Here is a 21,032-nt window from a genome sequence, read left to right as displayed (position 1 = left end):
CGTGGCATCGCCAACCGAGCAATTCCAGATCGAAAAGATCCTGCACGTCGACATCGGCGGCCTGGATCTCTCCTTCACCAACTCGTCGCTGTTCATGGTGATCGCCGCGGCCGTCGCGTCGGCGGTGCTGTTCCTCGGCGGCAGCCGTGGGGCTCTGGTCCCGGGCCGGCTGCAATCCTTCGCGGAGATGTTGTACGAGCTTGTCGCCAACATGATACGCGACAATGCCGGCAAGGAAGGGTTGAAGTACTTCCCCTTCATCTTCACGCTGTTCATCTTCATCCTGTTCGGCAACGTGATCGGGATCATTCCCGGCACCTTCACCTTCACCAGCCACATCATCGTCACCTTCGCCCTGGCCTTCGTGGTCTTCCTGGGCGTGACGGTGATCGGCTTCGCGCGGCACGGCGCCGGCTACCTGCGGATGTTCTTCCCGCATGGCGCGCCCCTGTGGACCGCGGTGATCCTGGTGCCGGTCGAGCTGATCTCCTACCTGTCGCGGCCAATCAGCCTCTCCGTCCGACTGTTCGCCAACATGACGGTCGGCCACGTGCTGCTGAAGGTCATCGGCGGCTTCGTCATCGCGCTCGGGATCGGCGGCATCGTGCCCTTCGCCTTCCTGATCCCGCTGACGATGCTCGAGCTCTTCATCGCCGTGCTGCAGGCCTACATCTTCGCCATTCTCAGCTGCGTCTACCTGCACGACGCGCTGCACCTCCACTGACGGATCGCGAGGTCGCGAACCGTTCCGGTCCAACCATCCAGACCCCATCCACGAAGGAAGAGAAAATGGAAGTCGAAGCTGCAAAGTTCATCGGCGCGGGCCTCGCTGCCATCGGCATGATCGGCGCCGGCATCGGCGTGGGCAACGTGTGGGCCAGCTACATCGGCGCGCTCGCCCGCAACCCGGCCGCCAAGGAAGAGATCGGCGCCAGCATCTGGATCGGCTTCGCCGTGACGGAAGCCATCGCGCTGTTCGCGCTGATCGTCGCGCTGATCGCACTGTTCGCCTGACGATCTCGCTGCCTAACGTCATGGGCCGGCCGCAGCCTTAGCGGCCCGGCCCGGCAGGGGGAGTCGGATGCCACAGTTCAATCCCGAGTGGTTTGCGTCGCAGCTGTTCTGGCTCGCGATCGTCTTCATCGCTCTGTACTGGGTCTTGTCGCGTCGGCTGCTGCCGCGGCTGGCCGAGACCATCGACCAGCGCGCCGCGAAGATCGCCGGCGACCTGGAGCGGGCCGAGGCTGCGCGCGGCGAGACCGAGGCGGTGGCCCAGGCCTATGAGGCCGCGCTGGCCAAGGCTCGCGGCGAGGCCCAGGCCGCCGTCGCCGCCGCGAATCAGCAGATCGCGGAGCTGACGGCGCGCCGCCAGGCCGCCTTCGCCGCCGAGCTCGCGTCGCGGACCGCCGAGGCCGAGGCCCGGATCGGCAAGATCCGTGCCGACCTCAAGGCCGATGCCCGCGACATCGCCGCCGAGGTGGCCGGCGTGCTGGCCGCCAAGCTGACCGGCGCTGCGCCGGACCAGGCCGCGGTGACCGCCGCGGTCGACGGTGCGCTGGGAGGGGCCCGATGAGCGTTCTCGACACCATCGCGAATCAGCTCTTCATCGGCGCGGCCTACGCCCAGGACGCGGCCCATACCGACGCGGCGGCGGCCCACACCGAGGCCAATCTCGAGCATGTGGAGCATGCCGAGGCGGACACGCACGGCGCGGTCGAGCTGGTTCTCGCCGCGGCGCTGCTGGTGCTGGTCGTGCTGCTGGCGGTCAAGGCCCGCGGCGCCATCCTCGGCGTGCTGGACAAGCGCACCGACCGGATCCGCGAGGACCTGGCCGAGGCCGAGCGGCTGCGCAGCGAGGCCGAAGGCCATCTCGCCCAGGCCCAGGCCCGCCAGCGTGAAGCGGCGGCCGAGGCCGCGGCGATCATCGAGCGCGCCAAGCACGATGCCCAGCGCCATCGCGAGAAGGCGGCGGTGGACATCGAGGAGGCGATGAAGCGACGCGAGGCCATGGCGCTCGAGCGCATCGCCCAGGCCGAGGCCCAGGCGCTGGCCGAGGTGCGGTCGACCGCGGTCAACGTCGCCGTCTCGGCGGCCCGCGACCTGGTCGGCCGGCAGATCGCCGCCGACCCGGCCAAGGGTTCGGCGCTGCTCGACGACGCGATCGCGGATCTCGGCGGCAAGCTGCACTGATCCCAGCCTTATCACCGACACGGACGGGCCCGGTTTCGACCGGGCCCTTTCGCTTTGGGCCCGCTGCCCTTATGGTCCGGGCCGATCACGTCTCCAGGCACATCCGATGAGCTCTCCCCAGGACCATATCCGCAACTTCTCGATCATCGCCCATATCGACCACGGCAAATCGACCCTGGCCGACCGGCTGATCGAGCGCTGCGGCGGCATCGAGCAGCGCGAGATGAAGGCGCAGCTCCTGGATTCGATGGACATCGAGCGGGAGCGCGGCATCACCATCAAGGCGCAGACCGTGCGCCTTGGCTACACCGCCAGGAACGGCGAGGCCTATCAGCTGAACCTGATGGACACGCCCGGCCATGTCGACTTCGCCTATGAGGTCAGCCGGTCGCTCGCCGCCTGCGAGGGCTCGCTGCTGATCGTCGACGCCTCGCAGGGCGTCGAGGCGCAGACCCTGGCGAATGTCTACCAGGCGATCGACGCCAACCACGAGGTGGTGCCGGTCCTCAACAAGATCGACCTGCCGGCGGCGGAGCCAGAGCGCATCCGCCAGCAGATCGAGGACGTGATCGGCATCGACGCCTCCGAGGCGGTGCTGATCTCGGCCAAGACCGGCATCGGCATCGACGACGTGCTCGAGGCGATCGTCCACCGCCTGCCGCCGCCGAAGCACGCCGACCCCGAGGCGCCGCTGAAGGCGCTGCTGATCGACAGCTGGTACGACCCCTATCTCGGCGTCGTCATCCTGGTGCGGGTGGTCGAGGGCACGCTGAAGGTCGGCCAGAAGGTCCGCTTCATGGCGACGGGTGCTGCGCGTGAGCTGGACCGCGTCGGCTACTTCACGCCGAAGGCGGTGCAGGTGCGCGAGCTCGGCCCCGGCGAGGTCGGCTTCATCACCGCCGGCATCAAGGAGATCGCCGAGACCAAGGTCGGCGACACCATCACCGAGGACCGCCGCCCCGCCGCGGCGCCGCTGCCCGGCTTCAAGCCCTCCGTCCCCGTGGTCTGGTGCGGCCTGTTCCCGACCGACGCCAATGATTTCGAGCGGCTGCGCGACAGCCTGGGCAAGCTGGCCCTGAACGACGCCAGCTTCCATTTCGAGGCCGAGACTTCGGCCGCGCTGGGCTTCGGCTTCCGCTGCGGCTTCCTGGGCCTCTTGCACCTGGAGATCATCCAGGAGCGGCTGGAGCGCGAGTTCGATCTCGACCTGATCACCACCGCGCCGTCGGTGGTCTACAAGCTGCACATGACCGACGGCTCGGTCATGGACCTGCACAACCCGTCCGACATGCCGGACGTGATGAAGATCGACCGGATCGAGGAACCCTGGATCAAGGCCACGATCATGCTGCCGGACGAGTATCTCGGCGGCGTGCTGCAGCTGTGCACCGAGCGGCGCGGCGAGCAGGTCGAGCTGACCTATGTCGGCGGCCGGGCGATGCTGGTCTACCGCCTGCCGCTGAACGAGGTGGTGTTCGACTTCTACGACCGGCTGAAGTCGATCAGCCGTGGCTATGCCAGCTTCGACTACCAGATCGATTCGTACCGCGAGGGCGACCTGGTGAAGCTGTCGATCCTGGTCAACCAGGAGCCGGTCGACGCCCTGGCCATGATCGTCCACCGCAGCCAGGCCGACCGTCGCGGCCGGCACCTGTGCGAGCGGCTGAAGGACCTGATCCCGAAGCAGCTGTTCAAGATCGCCATCCAGGCGGCGATCGGCGGCAAGGTGATCGCCCGCGAATCGCTGGCGGCGCTGCGCAAGGACGTGCTGGCCAAATGCTATGGCGGCGACATCAGCCGCAAGCGCAAGCTCCTGGACAAGCAGAAGGAAGGCAAGAAGCGGATGCGCCAGTTCGGCGAGGTCGAAATCCCGCAGAGCGCCTTCATCGCCGCCCTGAAGATGGGCGACCAGTAAGGGCCGGACACGGAACCGTTCTGCCGCCCCGCTGTTGCATTCAGGCATCCCTCGCGATGCCTGTCGCAACTTCCGGGAGGGCCCGTCATGGCGACCGAGATCGAGCCGGTGATCGTCTATGAGGAGGATGGGCGGCAGAAGCTGTTCAGCCGCGCCGACGCGCTGGTGGACTGGCTCGGCGCCCTGTTCCAGACCGTCTCCGACGACCGCAGCCTCGAGCATGAGCGGGCCGGGATGAAGCGCGAGGAGCTGCTCGGCGAGATCGACGCGCTGCTGGCCGCCCTCAAATCCGACATCGCCGCCGGCAAGCCGCGGATCAGCCCGGCGACACGGACCGAGGCGGCAGGGCTCGTGGCCGCCTTCCGCACGGTGCATCCGCCGACCGGCAAGCTTCCCTGATTCGTCGCCGCTTCGTTTCCGCTGCGTTCGCGCTGCGTTTCGGTTAGCCTCTCCGGGTCCGGTCCATCGCGACTCACCCGGAGACCTGCCATGCCGTTCGACCGCCGCCGTTTCCTGGCCTCGGCCCTCGCCGCCGCCCCGGTCCTGCCGCTGCTCGGCGCCCTGCCGCGCCCCGCTCTGGCCCGGGCCGTGCCCGCCGCCGGGCCGGTCCCCGGCCTCTATCGCTTCAAGGTCGGCGCCTTCGAGGTCACCAGCATCAATGACGGGATGCTGAGCCTCACGCTCGACCAGTTCCCCGCCGCCGACCACGCCGGGGCCGAGGCGCTGCTGCAGCGCGCCTTCCACACGCCCGCGGGCATCCCGACCGCGGTCAATGCCTATCTGGTCAACACCGGCGACCGGCTGGTGCTGATCGACACCGGCACCGCCACGGCGATGGGTCCGTCGCTCGGCAAGGTCGGCACCAACCTCAAGGCCGCCGGAATCGACCCCGCCGATGTCGACCTGGTGGTGCTGACCCATATGCATCCGGACCACGCCAACGGCCTGATCGACCCCGCCGGCGCCGCCGTCTTCGGCAAGGCGGAGCTGGCGGTGGCCGAGGTGGAATACGCCTTCTGGACCGATGACGGCATCCTGTCCCAGGCCCCGGCCGGGGTGCAGCCCTTCTTCCACATGGCCCGGGCGGCGGCGAAGCCCTATGCCGGCCGCCTCAGCCGCTTCGGCACGGAGGCCGAGATCGTGCCCGGCATCCGCGTCCTGGCCGCGCCGGGCCACACCCCCGGCCACAGCATGGTCGAGGTGACGTCCGGCACCGACCGGCTGCTGATCTGGGGCGACATCGTGCATGCCGCGTCGCTGCAATTCGCCAAGCCGGACTGGGCGATCAACTTCGACGTCGACCAGCAGGCCGCGATCGCCAGCCGCAAGCGGGTGCTGGACCAAGTCGCTGCCGACCGGGTGCTGATCGCCGGCGCGCATCTGGCCTTCCCCGGCATCGGCCATGTCGGCCGGGCCGCCGAGGGCTACGAGTTCGTGCCCGCCTTCTGGCAGTCCTGAGGGATTATCCCAGCGGTCAAAATATTGACTCGTCATCCCGTGCGCGCTGCGGCGCGAAGTGCCGCTGCGCAGACACGGGATCTCCGCGCGATCCCGAAGAGATCCCGTGTCTGCAGCGCATCATTGCATGCTGCGCTGCGCACGGGATGACGGGTCGTTCTTTATGATGCCCGGTATTACAGCATCGCCGCCGGGTCCAGCTCGCGCGGGAGGTGGCCCAGCTGCTGCAGCAGGCCGAGCTTGTCCCAGGCGTCCCAGATCCGCGTCGCCCGGCCGCCCTCGAAATGGGCGAAGGACAGGCCGCCGATGTCGACCGGCAGCGGCCCCTCCGGGCCGACCGCGGATCCCCGGGCCCGCCAGCGCAGCGCCACGCGGTCGTCGGCGGCCAGCACCTCCTCGACCGAGAAGGCGATGTCCGGGATCGCCTGCTGCAGCTTGGCGACGAGCTGCTTCATCTCGTCGCGCGACCGGCCGGCGCCGCTGTGCAGGTCGGTTGCGTCGCAGCCCTCGCACAGGATCTCGTCCGCCACCTCCAGCCGCCGCTCGTTCCAGACCTCCTGGAACCAGCGGCGGACCAGCATCTCGTTCGGATGCATCATGCCCTCCCCGGGATTCCGTCCCGCCGCCAGTGTAACGCCGGCGGGGCTTGGCCGGCCCGGCGGTTCCGTCAGGGCCCGGCCGGACCACCCGCGCCCGGATCATGGCTGCGACCGATTGCATCGTCCCGGCTGATACGCCGTTACGGCATTGGTCGCCGCCGCAGCAGCCCACGATGATGCGCCCGCCGGAGGGGGCTGCCGCCGATCCGGAAGGTGCCGACATGGATGCGACAATGACGAAGCCCGCGCGTGCCGCGCCGGTGGTGCACCCGGACGGGCTGCCGGTGCCGCGCCGCTATGGCGCGATGCTGACCATGTCGATCGCCATCGCCATGTCGGTGCTGGACATCGCCATCGCCAACACCGCCCTGCCGACCATCGCCGCCGACCTGCAGGCCAGCCCGGCCGCCTCGGTCTGGGTGGTCAACGCCTATCAGCTGGCGCTGGTGATCTCGCTGCTGCCGCTGGCGGCGCTGGGCGAGATCATCGGCTACCGCACCATCTATATCGGCGGGCTGGTGCTGTTCACCGTCGCCTCGGTGGTCTGCGCCATGGCCTGGTCGCTGCCCAGCCTGACGGCGGCCCGCGTGCTGCAGGGCTTCGGTGCCAGCGGCATCATGAGCGTGAACGCGGCGTTGATCCGCTTCATCTACCCGACCCGGCTGCTGGGCCGCGGCATCGGCTTCAACACGTTGATCGTCGCCATCTTCTCGGCCCTCGGCCCGACGGTCGCCGCCGGCATCCTGGCCGTCGCCTCCTGGCAATGGCTGTTCGCGATCAACCTGCCGCTCGGCCTGGTCGCCCTGGCCGTGGCGATGCCGACCCTGCCGCACACCGCCCGCTCGGGCCATCGCTTCGATGCGGTCAGCGCGATGCTGAACGCCGGCGCCTTCGGCCTGCTGATCATCGCCGTCGGCGAGGCCGCGCATCAGGCCTCGGTGCTTGAGGTCGGGCTGGAGCTGGCCGCGGCCCTGGCCTTCGGCGGGCTGCTGCTGCGCCGGCAGGCGGCGCATCCGGCGCCGATGCTGCCGCTCGACCTGTTCCGGCGGCCGATCTTCGCCCTGTCGGCGCTGACCGCCGCCTGCTCCTTCGCCACCCAGGGCCTGGCCTTCGTGGCGCTGCCCTTCTACTTCCAGACCGTGCTCGGCCGCAGCGAGGTCGAGACCGGCCTGTTGATGACGCCCTGGCCGCTGGTGGTGGCGGTGATGGCGCCGATCGCCGGCCGGCTGTCGGACCGTTACTCCGCCGGCAGCCTGGGCGGCATCGGCCTGGCCATCCTGTGCGCCGGCATGGCGCTGCTGGCCCTGCTGCCGCCGGACCCCAGCGTGCCGGACATCTGCTGGCGCATGGCGCTCTGCGGCTGGGGCTTCGGCTTCTTCCAGGCGCCGAACCAGAAGGCGCTGCTGGCGGCCGCCCCGCCGCACCGCGCCGGCGGCGCCAGCGGCATCGTCGCCCAGGCCCGCCTGCTGGGCCAGACCGTCGGCGCCGCGCTGGTGGCGCTGTGCTTCAGCCTGGCCGGCAGCGGCGGCCCCGTGCTGGGCCTGGCGGTGGGCGCCGGCTTCGCCGGCCTGGCCAGCATCGCCAGCTTCCTGCGCCTGATGCATGACGACCCCAGCCGCCGGCCGCAGCGGGTCGACTCCGTGGATTTCGACTGAGGCCCTACCGCTCCGCCGCGAACACGAAGGGCGGCGGCAGGCGCAACGCCAGCGGGTCGCCGACCGACAGCGCCGGCAGGTCCGGGCTGTAGCGGTCGGCCTCGATCCGGATCGGGTCGGCGGACAGCGGCGTCTCCGCCTCCACCGTCACCGTGGTGGCGCTGTGCAGCACCCGCCGGGCGGTTCCGGCGACGAGACCATCGCCCGACGTGCCGGCCGGCAGCAGCCGGATGGCGCGCGGGCGGATGTCGGCGACGGCCCTGCTGCCGACCGCGAGGCCGCTGGTGTCGGCCGGTAGGCGCAGGCCGGCGACCTCCACCACATTCGCCGCCGCCACCGTGCAGGGCAGCCGGTTGACGTCGCCGAGGAAGCTGGAGACGAAGGCGGTGGCGGGGCTGTCGACCAGCGCCGCCGGGTTGCCCTGCTGTTCGATCCGCCCGTCGCGCATCACCACCACCTGGTCGGCCAGCTCCAGCGCCTCCTCCTGGTCATGGGTGACGAACAGGCTGGTCAGGCCGGTGCGGTCGTGCAGCTCGCGCAGCCACACCCGCAGCTCCTTCCGCACCTTGGCGTCGAGGGCGCCGAACGGCTCGTCCAGCAGAAGCAATTTGGGCTCGATCGCCAGCGCCCGGGCCAGCGCGACTCTCTGGCGCTGGCCGCCGGACAGTTGGCGCGGATAGCGGCGCGACAGCCCGGGCAGCTGCACCAGCTCCAGCAGCTCCTCGACTCGGCGGTGGATCTCAGCCTTGTCCGGGCGGGTGGCGCCGGGCCGCACCTGCAGGCCGAAGGCGATGTTGCCGAACACGGTCATGTGCCGGAACAGGGCGTAGTGCTGGAACACGAAGCCGATGCGGCGCTGGCGCGGCTTGACCGCGGCGATGTCGGCGCCGTCGACCAGAATCTGCCCCTCATCCGCCCGCTCCAGCCCCGCCACGATGCGCAGCAGCGTGGTCTTGCCCGAGCCGGACGGGCCGAGCAGGGCGACGAAGGCGCGGTCCGGCACCTCCAGCTCGATGCCGTTGAGCGCATAGACCGGGCCGAAGCGCCTGGTCAGGCCTTGGATGGCGATCGGCATCAGCTCTCCGCGGGCTCCGTGCGGTCCGACCGGAACCGCCATTCGAGCAGGGTCTTCAGCACCAGCGTCACCAGCGCCAGTCCGGCCAGCAGCGAGGCCACGGCGAAGGCGCCGACGAAATTATACTCGTTGTAGAGGATCTCGACCTGCAGCGGCATGGTGTTGGTCTGGCCGCGGATATGGCCGGAGACGACCGAGACGGCGCCGAACTCGCCCATCGCCCGGGCGTTGCATAGCAGCACGCCGTACAAGAGCGCCCATTTGACGTTGGGCAGCGTCACCCGCAGGAAGGTCTGCCAGCCGCTGGCGCCCAGCAGCACCGCCGCCTCCTCCTCGTCGGTGCCCTGCTCCTGCATCAGCGGGATCAGCTCGCGCGCCACGAAGGGCAGGGTGACGAAGATGGTGGCGATCACCAGGCCGGTGACGGTGAAGATCACCCGGATGCCGTGCGCCTCCAGGAACGGGCCGAACCAGCCATTCGCCCCGAACAGCAGCACATAGATCAGGCCCGAGATCACCGGCGAGACCGAGAAGGGCAGGTCGACGAAGGTGGTCAGCAGGCTCTTGCCCGGGAACTCGAACTTGGCGATCGCCCAGGCGGTGGCCAGGCCGAACACGGTGTTCAGCGGCACGGCGATGGCGGCGACGGTCAGGGTCAGGCGGATCGCCGCCAGCGAATCGTCGCTGCCGATGCCCTCGAGATAGGCGTCGATGCCGCGGCGCATCGCCTCGGTCAGCACCACCGCCAGCGGCAGCACCAGGAACACGCCGAGGAAGATCACGGCGATGGCGATCAGCGCCAGGCGGATGCCGGCCGGCTCCTCCCACGGCCGCTCGGTTGGCTTCAGCCGGGTGCGCGCGGCCGCGAGCGTGCGGGTCAGTCCGCCCATTTGCGGCTCCAGCGCTGCAGCAGGTTGATCACCAGGATGATGACGAAGGCGGCGGCCAGCATCACCGCGCCGATCGTCGCGGCGCCGGCATAATCGTACTCCTCCAGCCGGATCACGATCAGCAGCGGCGCGATCTCCGATATGCCCGGGATGTTGCCGGCGATGAAGATGACCGAGCCGTATTCGCCGACCGCGCGGGCGAAGGCCAGGATGAAGCCGGTCAGGATCGCCGGCGACAAGAGCGGCAGCACCACCCGGCACACCACCTGCCAGCGCCGGGCGCCGAGCGTGGCGGCCGCCTCCTCGATCTCGCGGTCGAGGTCTTCCAGCACCGGCTCGACCGTGCGCACCACGAAGGGCAGGCCGATGAAGACCAGGGCGATGAAGATGCCGGGCGGTCCGAAGGCGGCCTTGATGCCGAGCTGCATCAAGGGCCCGCCGAGCCAGCCCTTGGGCGAGTACAGCGCGGCCAGCGCGATGCCGGCCACCGCCGTCGGCAGGGCGAAGGGCAGGTCGATCAGCGCGTTCATCAGCGGCCGGCCCCAGAAGCGGTAGCGCGTCACCACCCAGGCCACCAGCGTGCCGAACACGACGTTCACCGCCGCCGCCGCCAGCGCCAGGCCGAAGCTGACCTTGAGCGCCGCCAGGGTGCGCGGCGAGGACACCACGCGCCAGACGCCGTCGACCCCGAGCTCCCAGGGCCGAATCACCAGCGCCGCCAGCGGCAGCAGCACCAGCAGCGCGAGATAGGTGAGGGAAAAGCCCAGGGTCAGCCCGAATCCCGGCAGCACGCCGACATGGCGCGATGCCGGGGGCGGGCTTTCCCTAGCCCTTTCGGTAGATCTGATCGAAGGTGCCGCCATCCGAGAAATGTGCCTTTTGGGCCTTCTGCCAGCCACCGAAGAGATCGTCGATGGTGAACAGGTTCACGGCCGGGAAGCTATCCTTGTATTTCGCCGCCACCTCCGGCGACCGCGGCCGGTAGAAGTTCTTGGCGGCGAGCTCCTGCCCTTCGGGCGAATACAGGAATTCGAGATAGGCCTGGGCCACGGCGCGGGTGCCGCGGGCGTCGACCACCTTGTCGACCACCGCGACCGTCGGCTCGGCCAGGATCGAGACTGACGGCACGACGATGTCGAACTCGTCGGGGCCCAGCTCCTTGACCGCCAGAAAGGCCTCGTTCTCCCAGGCGATCAGCACGTCGCCGATGCCACGCTGGACGAAGGTGGTGGTCGAGCCGCGGGCGCCGGTGTCCAGCACCGGGACATTGGCGTAGATCTTCTGCACGAAGTCCTGGGCCGTCTGGTCGTTGCCGCCGGGCTGCTTCAGCGCATAGCCCCAGGCGGCGAGATAGTTCCAGCGCGCCCCGCCCGAGGTCTTCGGGTTCGGGGTGATCACCTGGACCCCCTCCTTGGCCAGGTCCGGCCAGTCCTTGATCCCCAACGGGTTGCCCTTGCGCACCAGGAACACGATGGTCGAGGTGTAGGGCGCGCTGTTGTCCGGCAGGCGCTTCTGCCAGGCCTTGTCGATCAGCCCCTTGTTGGCGATCGCGTCGACGTCATAGGCCAGCGCCAGGGTGACGACATCGGCCTGCAGCCCGTCGATCACCGAGCGCGCCTGCGCGCCCGACCCGCCATGCGAGGCCTCGATGGTCAGGGTGTCGCCGGACTTCGCCTTCCACTGCTCGGCGAAGCCGGCGTTGACCTGCTTGTACAGCTCGCGCGTCGGGTCGTAGGACACGTTGAGCAGCTTGATGTCGGCCGCATGCGCCGTGGCCGCAGCCAGCGCGATGGCCGCCGCGGCCAGCAGCCGAGTGGTCATGATCCGCATGACTCGACCTCCGATGTTCGGTTGGTTGGTGGTGTGGCGGCGTCGCGCACAGTAAGGCGGGGAACCTCGATGAACGCAATCTCTATTTCACATAAAATATTCTCAAACTTGTGTATTTTACATGGGTGACAAGATAATACGATGAGCGTCTGCCTTCGCTTTCGCACATGCGAACATCCGGCGGGATAAGATACTGCGTGTCCGCCGCGAATTCCGATTGCATCGGAACGGGACCGCAGGCAGATTTTCGTTTGCGAAGATCGAAAGCGGCGCAGCCGCAAACAAAGGCAGGAAACGTGGCTGAGGTGCTGTACGACCTCCTGGTCATCGGCGGTGGCGTCAACGGCGTCGGCATCGCCCGCGATGCGGCCGGGCGCGGCCTGTCCGTCCTGCTGTGCGAGAAGGCCGACCTGGCCGGCGCCACCTCCTCGGCCTCGACCAAGCTGATCCATGGCGGGCTGCGCTATCTCGAATATTACGAGTTCCGCCTGGTCCGCGAGGCGCTGATGGAGCGCGAGGTGCTGCTGCGTGCGGCGCCGCACATCATCTGGCCGCTGCGATTCGTGCTGCCGCACGACCGGTCGATGCGGCCGGCCTGGATGGTGCGGCTCGGCCTGTTCCTGTACGACCATCTCGGCGGCCGCAAGCTGCTGCCGGCCAGCCACGGGCTGAAGCTGCGCGGCGGCGCCATCGGCCGGGTGCTGCGGCCGCATCTGACGCGCGGTTTCGAATATTCCGACTGCTGGGTCGACGATGCCCGCATGGTGGCGCTGGCGGCGCTGGACGCGAAGGAGCGCGGCGCCGAGATCCTGACCCGCACCGAATGCGTCGCGGCGAAGCGCGAAAACGGCCGCTGGTCGGCGACCCTGCGCGCCGCCGACGGGACGGAGCGGCAGGTCGCGGCGCGCGGCCTGGTCAATGCCGGCGGCCCCTGGGTCAAGCATGTGCTGAACGACACGGTCGGCCTGCCCGGCGCCTCCAGCGTGCGGCTGGTCAAGGGCAGCCACATCGTGGTGCCGCGGCTCTATGACGGGCCCGAGGCCTTCATCCTGCAGAATGCCGACCGGCGCATCGTCTTCGTCATCCCCTATGAGGGCAAGTTCTCGCTGATCGGCACCACCGACCTCGACTACCAGGGCGACCCGGCCGGCGTCGGCATCACGCCGGAGGAGACGGCCTATCTGTGCGAGGCGGTCGGCCGCTGCTTCGCCGCCGGCCCGACCCCGGACGATGTGGTCTGGAGCTATGCCGGCGTGCGGCCGCTCTACGATGACGGCTCATCCAGCGCATCCGAGGCGACGCGCGACTACGTGCTGGAGCTGGATGCGCCGGAAGGCCAGGCGCCGGCCCTGTCGGTGTTCGGCGGCAAGATCACCACCTTCCGCCGCCTGTCCGAGCATGCGCTGGAGAAGCTGGCGCCGGTCATGGGCATCAAGGGCGCACCCTGGACCGCGTCGGCCCCGCTGCCCGGCGGCGACATCCCGGACGCCGATTTCGAGGGCTTCCTGGCCAAGCTGCGCGCCGCTCGGCCCTGGCTGCCGGAACCGCTGGCCCGCCGCCTGGCCCGCGCCTATGGCACAAGGGTCGACCGGCTGCTGGGAGAGGCTCGGAGCCTGGAGGATCTCGGCCGCGACTTCGGCGCCGGGCTGACCGAGGCCGAGCTCGACTACCTGGCCGACCAGGAATGGGCGCGCACCGCCGAGGACGTGCTGTGGCGCCGGTCCAAGCTGGGGCTGCACATCCCGGCCGAGGCGCATGGCTTGGTCGACGAGTGGCTCAGGGCCCGCAACTCCCGTCCCGAGGAAAGGGCCGCATCGTGACGCTCGTGCTCGAAAGCGTGACCCGGGAGGTCGGGGCGGAGACACACATCCATCCGCTCGACCTGGCGCTGGAGCCCGGCACGCTGACCGTGCTGCTGGGCCGCACCCAGGCCGGCAAGACCACGCTGATGCGGCTGATGGCGGGGCTGGAGCGGCCGAGCCGCGGCCGCGTCATGGTCGACGGCCGCGATGTCACCGGCACCTCGGTGCGGAACCGCGACGTCGCCATGGTCTACCAGCAATTCATCAACTACCCGTCGAAGACGGTCTACGACAACATCGCCTCGCCGCTGCGCCTCAAGGGCCTGGGCCGGGCCGAGGTCGACCGCCGGGTGCGCGAGACCGCGGCGATGCTGCGGATCGACCGGTTCCTGACCCGGCTGCCGGGCGAGCTGTCGGGCGGCCAGCAGCAGCGCACCGCGATCGCCCGCGCCCTGGTCAAGGATGCCGGGCTGCTGCTGCTGGACGAGCCGCTGGTCAATCTCGACTACAAGCTGCGCGAGGAGTTGCGGGCCGAGCTGTCGGAGATCTTCCGCCGCGGCAAGGCGATCGTGGTCTACGCCACCACCGAGCCGGCCGAGGCGCTGATCCTGGGCGGCCGCACCGCGGTGCTGGATGAAGGCCGGCTGCTGCAGGCCGGGCCGACGGTCGAGGTGTTCCAGCACCCGGCCTCGACCCGGGTGGCCGAGGCGTTCAGCGATCCGCCGATGAATCTCGGCCCCGCCGAGGTGGCGGATGGCGCCCTGCGCCTGACCGAGGGCGTCGCCGTGCCGCTGGCCGGGCACCTGGAAGGGCTGGCAGCCGGGCCCTGCACCGTGGGCGTGCGGCCAGGCCATCTCCGCCTCGGCTCCGGCGGGCCGGGTGAGGCCTCGGTGACGACCCGGGTCGAGCTGGCCGAGATCAGCGGCTCCGAGACCTATGTCCATTTCCATTTCGGCGACCGGCCCTGGGTGGCGCAGCAGACCGGGGTGCACAAGCACCCGCTGGGCGAGCCGCTGACCGTCGCGATCGATCCCGCCCGGATCTACGTCTTCGACCCGGCCGGGCGTCTCGCCGCCGCGCCGGCCCGGACCAGGTGAATTAATGGCCCGCATCGACCTCAAGGCCCTGGCGCACAGCTACAAGCCGAACCCGACGGATCCGGCGGATTATGCGCTGCGGCCGATGGACATGGTCTGGCAGAGCGGCCGCGCCTATGCCCTGCTAGGGCCCTCCGGCTGCGGCAAGACCACGCTGCTCAACATCATCTCCGGCCTGGTGACGCCGAGCCAGGGCCAGATCCTGTTCGACGGCCGCGACGTTACCCAGGCGTCGCCGGAGCAGCGCAACATCGCCCAGGTGTTCCAGTTCCCGGTGGTCTACGACACCATGACGGTGGCCGAGAACCTGGCCTTCCCCTTACGCAACCGCAAGCTGCCGAAGCCGGAGATCGAGGCCCGCGTCGCCGAGGTGGCGGCGATGCTGGAGCTGACGCCGGTCTTGAAGCGCCGGGCCCGCGGCCTGGACGCCGACCAGAAGCAGAAGATCTCGCTCGGCCGCGGCCTGGTGCGCAAGGACGTCGCCGCCATCCTGTTCGACGAGCCGCTAACCGTCATCGACCCGCATCTGAAGTGGCAGCTCCGGCGCAAGCTGAAGGAGGTGCACGAGCAGGTGCGGACCAGCCTGATCTACGTCACCCACGACCAGCTCGAGGCGCTGACCTTCGCCGACGAGGTGATCGTGATGTATGACGGCCAGGTGGTGCAGCTCGGCACCCCGCAGGCGCTGTTCGAGCGCCCGGCCCACACCTTCGTCGGCTACTTCATCGGCAGCCCCGGCATTAACCTCTTGGCCTGCGTCGTGGACCAGGGCGACGCGGTGATCGACGGCGGCCGCATCCCGCTGTCGGGATCGGCCCGGCAGGGGGCGGAGGCGTTCCTGGCCGGCGGCGCCGGCAAGCTCGAGCTCGGCATCCGGCCGGAGTTCCTGGAGATCGCCGACAGCGGCATCCCGGCCACCGTGACCGGGGTCGAGGATCTCGGCACCTATCTGATCGTCACGCTCCGCCTCGGCGCCGCGATGGTGAAGGCCAAGCTGGCCGAGGGGCGCGGCGTCCCGGCCGGCACCGTGCATCTGCGCTTCCCGCCGGATCGCACCCTTCTCTATGCCGATGGCAGGCTGGTGGGCTGACCCATGGACAAGACCCCGAACAACGCCGCCTGGTTTCTGGTCGTCCCGGTCGTGCTGCTGGTCGCGTTCAGCGCCATCATCCCGCTGATGACGGTCGTGAACTATTCGGTGCAGGACATCTTCGGCCCCGGCCAGGGCGTCTTCGTCGGCACCGAATGGTTCGAGCAGGTGCTGCAGGACGACCGGCTGCAGGCGGCGCTGGGCCGGCAGCTGATCTTCAGCTTCTGCGTGCTGGCGATCGAGATCCCGCTCGGCGTGCTGGTGGCGCTGTGCATGCCTGCGCGGGGCTGGGCCGTGTCCGTCACCCTCGTCGTGCTGGCGCTGCCGCTGCTGATTCCGTGGAACGTGGTCGGCACCATCTGGCAGATCTTCGCCCGGCCGGACATCGGCCTGGCCGGCGTGCTGATCAACCGCCTCGGCCTCGACTACAACTACACCGGCGACCCGTTCGACGCCTGGATCACCGTGCTGGTGATGGACGTCTGGCACTGGACCTCGCTGGTGGCGCTCCTGGGCTATGCCGGCCTGCGCTCGATCCCGGACGCCTTCTACCAGGCGGCGCGGATCGACGGCGCCTCGCGCTGGGCGGTGTTCCGCTACATCCAGCTGCCGAAGATGATGGGCGTGCTGCTGATCGCGGTGCTGCTGCGCTTCATGGACAGCTTCATGATCTACACCGAGCCCTTCGTCCTGACCGGCGGCGGCCCCGGCAACGCCACCACCTTCCTGAGCCAGGAGCTGACCAAGATGGCGGTCGGCCAGTTCGACCTCGGACCGGCGGCGGCATTCTCGATCATCTACTTCCTGATCATCCTCCTGTTCTCGTGGCTGTTCTACACGGTCATCACCAATCTCGGGAAAGGCGACGCGTCATGAGCCCGCGCACCCGCGCCGTCATCCTGATCCTGTACATGGTCTTCCTGCTGCTGCCGATCTACTGGCTGGTCAGCATGTCGCTGAAGGAGAACCAGGAGATCCTGTCCGGCTTCACCCTGTTCCCGAACAAGGTGACCGTCGCCAACTACGCCACCATCCTGACCGACCCGTCCTGGTACTGGGGCTACCTCAACTCGATCAGCTACGTGCTGATGAACATGGTGCTCTCGGTGCTGGTGGCGCTGCCCGCGGCCTACGCCTTCAGCCGGTACCGCTTCATCGGCGACACCCACATGTTCTTCTGGCTGCTGTCGAACCGGATGTCGCCGCCGGCGGTGTTCCTGCTGCCCTTCTTCCAGCTGTATTCCGCGATCGGCCTGACCGACACGACCTATGCCGTGGCGCTGGCGCATTGCCTGTTCAACGTGCCGCTGGCGGTGTGGATCCTGGAAGGCTTCATGTCCGGCGTGCCGAAGGAGATCGACGAGACCGCCTATATCGACGGCTACTCCTTCCCGCGCTTCTTCCTGACCATCTTCGTGCCGCTGATCCGCGGCGGCATCGGCGTCACCGCCTTCTTCTGCTTCATGTTCTCCTGGGTCGAGCTGCTGCTGGCGCGCACCCTGACCTCGGTCAATGCCAAGCCGATCGCCGCCACCATGACGCGCACGGTCAGCGCGTCCGGCATGGACTGGTCGCTGCTGGCCGCCGCCGGCGTGCTGACCATCGTGCCCGGCGCGATCGTGATCTGGTTCGTCCGCAACTACATCGCCAAGGGCTTCGCCCTGGGCCGGGTGTGAGGAGACAGCCATGACCCTCGACTGGATGGTGTGGACGGCGCCGACCGCCTGGTTTTTCTGCGGCATCGCGGCCCTGCTGGTCGCCATGACGGCGTGGCAGCTGGCGTCGCCGTCGGTGCCGCGGCGCGGCTTGCTTCCCTTGACGACAACCCGCGGCGACCGGCTGTTCATCGGCCTGCTCGGCGCCGCCTACATCCATCTCGCCTGGGTCGGGCTGGCCGCGGGCAGCCTCTGGTACGGCTTCGCGATCGCCGTGGTGTGGATGATCGCGGTGATGCGGTTCGGATGATTTTGTCCGGGCCGGCCCCGGCCTCCGGGGCAGGAAGTGCTGTTTCAACAGACGTAGAGACGGGGAGAGACCATGACCAAGATGCTGCACGGGCCGGGCGGGTTCCCGGTCCATCGCCGTGACCTGCTGCGCGGCGCCTCCGCGCTCGGCGCCGCCATCGCGGTGCCGGGCTTCGCCCGCCGGGCCTTCGCCCAGGGCGCCGAACAGCTCACGGCCAACGCCAAGAAATGGATCGACACCGAATTCCAGCCTTCGACCTTGTCCAAGGACGAGCAGCTGAAGGAGATGGAGTTCTTCATCAAGGCCGCCGAGCCGTTCCGCGGCATGGACATCAATGTGGTGTCGGAGACGATCACCACCCATGAGTACGAGTCGAAGACGCTGGCCCGCGCCTTCTCCGAGATCACCGGCATCAACCTGAAGCATGACCTGATTCAGGAAGGCGACGTGATCGAGAAGCTGCAGACGCAGATGCAGTCGGGCCAGAACATCTATGACGCCTACGTCAACGACAGCGACCTGATCGGCACGCATTTCCGCTACGGCCAGGCCATCCCGCTGTCCGACTTCATGTCCGGCGACGGCAAGGACTTCACCCTGCCGACGCTCGACGTCGACGACTTCATGGGCAAGAGCTTCACCACCGGTCCCGACGGCAAGCTGTACCAGATCCCGGACCAGCAGTTCGCCAACCTGTACTGGTTCCGCTACGACTGGTTCACCGATCCGAAGCTGCAGGAGCAGTTCAAGGCCGCCTATGGCTACGACCTGGGCGTGCCGGTGAACTGGTCGGCCTATGAGGACATCGCCGATTTCTTCACCAACAAGGTGAAGGAGATCAACGGCGTCCGCGTCTGGGGCCATATGGACTACGGCAAGAAGGACCCGTCGCTGGGCTGGCGCTTCACCGACGCCTGGCTGTCGATGGCCGGCGCCGGCGACAAGGGCATCCCGAACGGCCTGCCGGTCGACGAATGGGGCTTGCGGGTGGAAGGCTGCCGCCCGGCCGGCTCCAGCGTCACCCGCGGCGGCGACACCAACGGCCCGGCCGCGGTGTACGCGCTGACCAAGTACATCGAGTGGCTGAAGAAGTACGCCCCGCCCGAGGCGGCCGGCATGACCTTCTCCGAGGCCGGTCCGGTGCCAGGCCAGGGCAACATCGCCCAGCAGATCTTCTGGTACACCGCCTTCACCGCCGACCTGGCCAAGCCCGGCCTGCCGGTGGTGAACGAGGACGGCACGCCGAAATGGCGCATGGCGCCCTCGCCGCACGGCCCGTATTGGGAAGAGGGGATGAAGCTGGGCTACCAGGATTGCGGCTCCTGGACCCTGATGAAGAGCACGCCGAAGGAGCGGCAGCAGGCGGCCTGGCTGTACGCCCAGTTCTGCATCTGCAAATCGACCTCGCTGAAGAAGCTGCAGGTCGGCCTGACCCCGATCCGCGACAGCGACATCCGGTCCAAGGCGATGGACGAGATGGCGCCGAAGCTGGGCGGGCTGGTCGAGTTCTACCGCAGCCCCGCGCGGGTGGCGTGGACTCCCACTGGCACCAACGTTCCCGACTATCCGCGGCTGGCGCAGCTGTGGTGGCAGAACGTGGCCGAGGCGGTGACCGGCGAGGTCACGCCGCAGCAGGCGATGGACAACCTGGCCAAGCAGCAGGACCAGGTGCTGGCGCGGCTGGAGCGGGCCGGCAATCTCGGCGATTGCGGGCCGAAGCTGAACGAGGAGAAGACCGCCCAGGAGTGGTTCGACGCCGCCGGCGCGCCGAAGCCGAAGCTGGAGAACGAGAAGGAGAAGGGCCAGACCGTGGCCTATGACAGCCTGCTGCAGGCCTGGAAGGAAGGGAAGGTGCGGTAAAGCACCGCTCTCCGCCTTCCCCTTTGACTGTCATTGCCGGGCTTGACCCGGCAATCCAGGAATCGTCGAGATCCTCTGGATGCCCGGGTCAAGCCCGGGCATGGCAGTTTTAGGGGAGGCGCCCTCCTAAATCCCCGGATCGAAGCCGGGCTTGGCGGGGGGCGGGACCGTATCGCCGGCCAGGATCGCCGCCGCCACCTCGGCGCATTGCTTGCGGATGTCGGGCACGGCCGTGATCTCCCAGAACGCGCCGCGGGTCGGCGGCCCCAGCGCGTAAAGCCGCGGCGAGGGCTGGCCGTCATGGCCGATCAGCCGGCCCCCGGCATCGACGTCGAGGCCGAGCCGCAGCCGGTCCGGCCGCACAGCACCACCGGCGAGCAGCGAGCGCAGCAGCGGATCGTCGGTCCGCGCCGGGTCGGTCTCCGGCCCGCTGGCCAGGACCAGGCGGCAGATGTCGCGGGTCTCGTCGGCCGTGCCACCGCGCCGCCGCAGCGTCACCGACAGCCCGTCCGGCATCGGCGTCACCGTGCGCAGCCGCCCGGCCAGGACCTGCAGCTGGCCCGAGGCGATCATCGCCCCGACCCGGTCGGCGATGGCCGGCGCCACCCGGTGCCGGTGCACGTCCCACCAGGGCCGCAGATGGCGCAGGAAGCGCCCCGCCTCCACCTCGTCCCAGCCCCGCCACAGCGCCTGGGTGAAGGGCCGCAGCCCGTCGATCACGGCGCGCCAGTCGCCGCCCGCCGCCTCCGCCTCGCGGCACAGGCCGCGAATCCGGCGCAGCGCCGCCAGCGCCGGCCGGCCGACGAACTCCGCCGGGTCGAGCGCCGCCGGCTTGCTGGCGACGTCGCGATGCGGCCGCGGCAGCAGCCCGCGCCGCGACAGCGCCAGGACGCGGCCGCGATGCTCTTGCGCCGCCAGGCCGGCGGCGATGTCGATCATGGTCAGGCCGGTGCCGAGGATCAGCACCGTCTCGTCCGGCCGGATCGAGGGCAGGCAGGCGTCCTCCGGCCCGACCAGGATCCGTCCGGGCGTGTCCGGCAGCGCCACCGGGGCCGAGGGCGGCGCGTTGCCGGTGCACAGCGCCGCGATGTCGGCCGGCTCGGTGCGGCCGGAGGCGAGGCGCACCGTCACCCCATCGGCATGCCGGTCCAGCCCCACCGCGGCGTCCGCCAGCATGGTCAGCCCGCCGGGGAAGTCGCGCCCGGCGGCGGCCAGGGTCTCGCCGAGATAGTCGCCGTAGAAGCGGCGCGGCAGGTAGGGCTCCTCGCCGCCATGCGCCCGGGCCCAGCTCTGGAAATCCTCCGGCTGGTCCGGGAAGGCGCTCATATTGGCGGTCCGCACGTTCAGCAGATGCGCCGGATGCGGCGTGCCGTAGGCCATGCCGCGGCCGGGCGGGCCGCCGCGCTCGATCAGCACGACCTTCGCCGCCCCGGCCGAGCGGCGCAGGAGCTGGACCGCGAGCAGGCAGCCGGTGAACCCGGCCCCGATGATGGCGATGCGCATGATCCCCTTGGCGCTGCTTCGACGGCGGGCATGGTAGCCACCTCGATCCGCTCCGGCCACCGCCGGATCGAAGCGAGCCGGTGATGCCGCCTCGCCGCCGCCA

General features: G+C 69.5%; 21 protein-coding genes. 15 read left to right on the top strand and 6 right to left on the bottom strand.

Annotation, left to right across the window (positions count from 1 at the left end; genetic code table 11):
- The first annotated feature begins 1 nt into the window (after position 1).
- The 7 genes from FFK22_RS09460 to FFK22_RS09430 all read left to right on the top strand — a co-directional run bounded on the left by FFK22_RS09460 (position 2) and on the right by FFK22_RS09430 (position 5,563).
- Positions 2-724, top strand: a complete 723-nt coding sequence (locus FFK22_RS09460) for a F0F1 ATP synthase subunit A (RefSeq protein ID WP_138885867.1) — start codon at positions 2-4, stop codon at positions 722-724.
- A gap of 65 nt (positions 725-789) precedes the next feature.
- The gene (locus FFK22_RS09455; protein ID WP_138885868.1) at positions 790-1,014 is read left to right on the top strand and encodes a F0F1 ATP synthase subunit C; all 225 of its coding nucleotides are present in this window, start codon (positions 790-792) and stop codon (positions 1,012-1,014) included.
- 67 nt (positions 1,015-1,081) lie between these two features.
- Positions 1,082-1,573 (top strand): F0F1 ATP synthase subunit B', encoded by a 492-nt coding sequence (locus FFK22_RS09450; protein WP_138885869.1) that lies wholly within the window; start codon positions 1,082-1,084, stop codon positions 1,571-1,573.
- A complete protein-coding gene (locus FFK22_RS09445) occupies positions 1,570-2,190 on the top strand; it encodes a F0F1 ATP synthase subunit B (RefSeq protein WP_138885870.1) in 621 nt (206 codons plus the stop codon). Before FFK22_RS09450 ends, FFK22_RS09445 begins: the two co-directional genes overlap by 4 nt.
- Positions 2,191-2,296: 106 nt before the next feature.
- Positions 2,297-4,105: a translation elongation factor 4 gene (gene lepA, locus FFK22_RS09440; RefSeq protein WP_138885871.1), complete on the top strand. Its 1,809-nt coding sequence runs from the start codon at positions 2,297-2,299 to the stop codon at positions 4,103-4,105.
- An 87-nt stretch (positions 4,106-4,192) separates the two neighbouring features.
- Positions 4,193-4,504: a hypothetical protein gene (locus FFK22_RS09435; protein ID WP_138885872.1), complete on the top strand. Its 312-nt coding sequence runs from the start codon at positions 4,193-4,195 to the stop codon at positions 4,502-4,504.
- Positions 4,505-4,594: 90 nt separating this feature from the next.
- Positions 4,595-5,563, top strand: coding sequence for an MBL fold metallo-hydrolase (locus FFK22_RS09430; protein ID WP_138885873.1), 969 nt, complete (start codon positions 4,595-4,597; stop codon positions 5,561-5,563).
- Positions 5,564-5,739: 176 nt separating this feature from the next.
- Here the strand turns inward: FFK22_RS09430 and FFK22_RS09425 are convergent, their stop codons facing one another.
- Positions 5,740-6,162, bottom strand: coding sequence for an ester cyclase (locus FFK22_RS09425; RefSeq protein WP_138885874.1), 423 nt, complete (start codon positions 6,160-6,162; stop codon positions 5,740-5,742).
- Between the two features lie 233 nt (positions 6,163-6,395).
- Between FFK22_RS09425 and FFK22_RS09420 the strand changes: the two genes are divergently transcribed.
- Positions 6,396-7,817: an MFS transporter gene (locus FFK22_RS09420; RefSeq protein WP_221938496.1), complete on the top strand. Its 1,422-nt coding sequence runs from the start codon at positions 6,396-6,398 to the stop codon at positions 7,815-7,817.
- A gap of 4 nt (positions 7,818-7,821) precedes the next feature.
- Here FFK22_RS09420 and FFK22_RS09415 read toward each other — a convergent pair whose 3' ends face one another.
- Genes FFK22_RS09415 through FFK22_RS09400 form a run of 4 tightly spaced genes read right to left on the bottom strand, consistent with a single transcriptional unit; the run spans position 7,822 to position 11,612 of the window.
- Positions 7,822-8,892, bottom strand: coding sequence for a sulfate/molybdate ABC transporter ATP-binding protein (locus FFK22_RS09415; protein ID WP_138885875.1), 1,071 nt, complete (start codon positions 8,890-8,892; stop codon positions 7,822-7,824).
- Complete coding sequence (gene cysW, locus FFK22_RS09410; RefSeq protein WP_138885876.1) at positions 8,892-9,782, bottom strand: sulfate ABC transporter permease subunit CysW; 891 nt, start codon at positions 9,780-9,782, stop codon at positions 8,892-8,894. Before cysW ends, FFK22_RS09415 begins: the two co-directional genes overlap by 1 nt.
- The gene (cysT, locus tag FFK22_RS09405) at positions 9,770-10,573 is read right to left on the bottom strand and encodes a sulfate ABC transporter permease subunit CysT (RefSeq protein ID WP_221938495.1); all 804 of its coding nucleotides are present in this window, start codon (positions 10,571-10,573) and stop codon (positions 9,770-9,772) included. The genes cysW and cysT overlap by 13 nt, the downstream gene beginning before the upstream one ends.
- Before the next feature lie 34 nt (positions 10,574-10,607).
- Positions 10,608-11,612 (bottom strand): sulfate ABC transporter substrate-binding protein, encoded by a 1,005-nt coding sequence (locus FFK22_RS09400; protein ID WP_306770089.1) that lies wholly within the window; start codon positions 11,610-11,612, stop codon positions 10,608-10,610.
- A gap of 296 nt (positions 11,613-11,908) precedes the next feature.
- On the opposite strand from FFK22_RS09400, the gene glpD reads away from it, so the two are divergent.
- The 7 genes from glpD to FFK22_RS09365 all read left to right on the top strand — a co-directional run bounded on the left by glpD (position 11,909) and on the right by FFK22_RS09365 (position 19,426).
- Complete coding sequence (gene glpD / locus FFK22_RS09395; protein WP_221938494.1) at positions 11,909-13,432, top strand: glycerol-3-phosphate dehydrogenase; 1,524 nt, start codon at positions 11,909-11,911, stop codon at positions 13,430-13,432.
- Positions 13,429-14,511: an ABC transporter ATP-binding protein gene (locus tag FFK22_RS09390; RefSeq protein ID WP_138885879.1), complete on the top strand. Its 1,083-nt coding sequence runs from the start codon at positions 13,429-13,431 to the stop codon at positions 14,509-14,511. Before glpD ends, FFK22_RS09390 begins: the two co-directional genes overlap by 4 nt.
- A gap of 4 nt (positions 14,512-14,515) precedes the next feature.
- Positions 14,516-15,601 (top strand): ABC transporter ATP-binding protein, encoded by a 1,086-nt coding sequence (locus FFK22_RS09385; RefSeq protein ID WP_138885880.1) that lies wholly within the window; start codon positions 14,516-14,518, stop codon positions 15,599-15,601.
- Positions 15,602-15,604: 3 nt separating this feature from the next.
- A complete protein-coding gene (locus FFK22_RS09380; protein ID WP_138885881.1) occupies positions 15,605-16,477 on the top strand; it encodes a carbohydrate ABC transporter permease in 873 nt (290 codons plus the stop codon).
- Entirely contained in the window at positions 16,474-17,277 is an 804-nt protein-coding gene (locus tag FFK22_RS09375; RefSeq protein ID WP_138885882.1) for a carbohydrate ABC transporter permease, read from the top strand. The genes FFK22_RS09380 and FFK22_RS09375 overlap by 4 nt, the downstream gene beginning before the upstream one ends.
- 10 nt (positions 17,278-17,287) lie before the next feature.
- Entirely contained in the window at positions 17,288-17,566 is a 279-nt protein-coding gene (locus FFK22_RS09370) for a DUF2160 domain-containing protein (RefSeq protein WP_138885883.1), read from the top strand.
- Between the two features lie 72 nt (positions 17,567-17,638).
- Positions 17,639-19,426, top strand: a complete 1,788-nt coding sequence (locus FFK22_RS09365; RefSeq protein ID WP_221938493.1) for an extracellular solute-binding protein — start codon at positions 17,639-17,641, stop codon at positions 19,424-19,426.
- Between the two features lie 126 nt (positions 19,427-19,552).
- Here FFK22_RS09365 and FFK22_RS09360 read toward each other — a convergent pair whose 3' ends face one another.
- The gene (locus tag FFK22_RS09360) at positions 19,553-20,929 is read right to left on the bottom strand and encodes an FAD/NAD(P)-binding protein (protein ID WP_138885884.1); all 1,377 of its coding nucleotides are present in this window, start codon (positions 20,927-20,929) and stop codon (positions 19,553-19,555) included.
- Positions 20,930-21,032: the final 103 nt, after the last annotated feature.

It is taken from the genome of Mycobacterium sp. KBS0706 (genome assembly GCF_005938675.2).
GTDB lineage: Bacteria > Pseudomonadota > Alphaproteobacteria > DSM-16000 > Inquilinaceae > Inquilinus.
The sequence above is the reverse complement of the archived record's forward strand: the minus strand, read 5'-3'. Positions and strand labels throughout refer to the sequence as shown.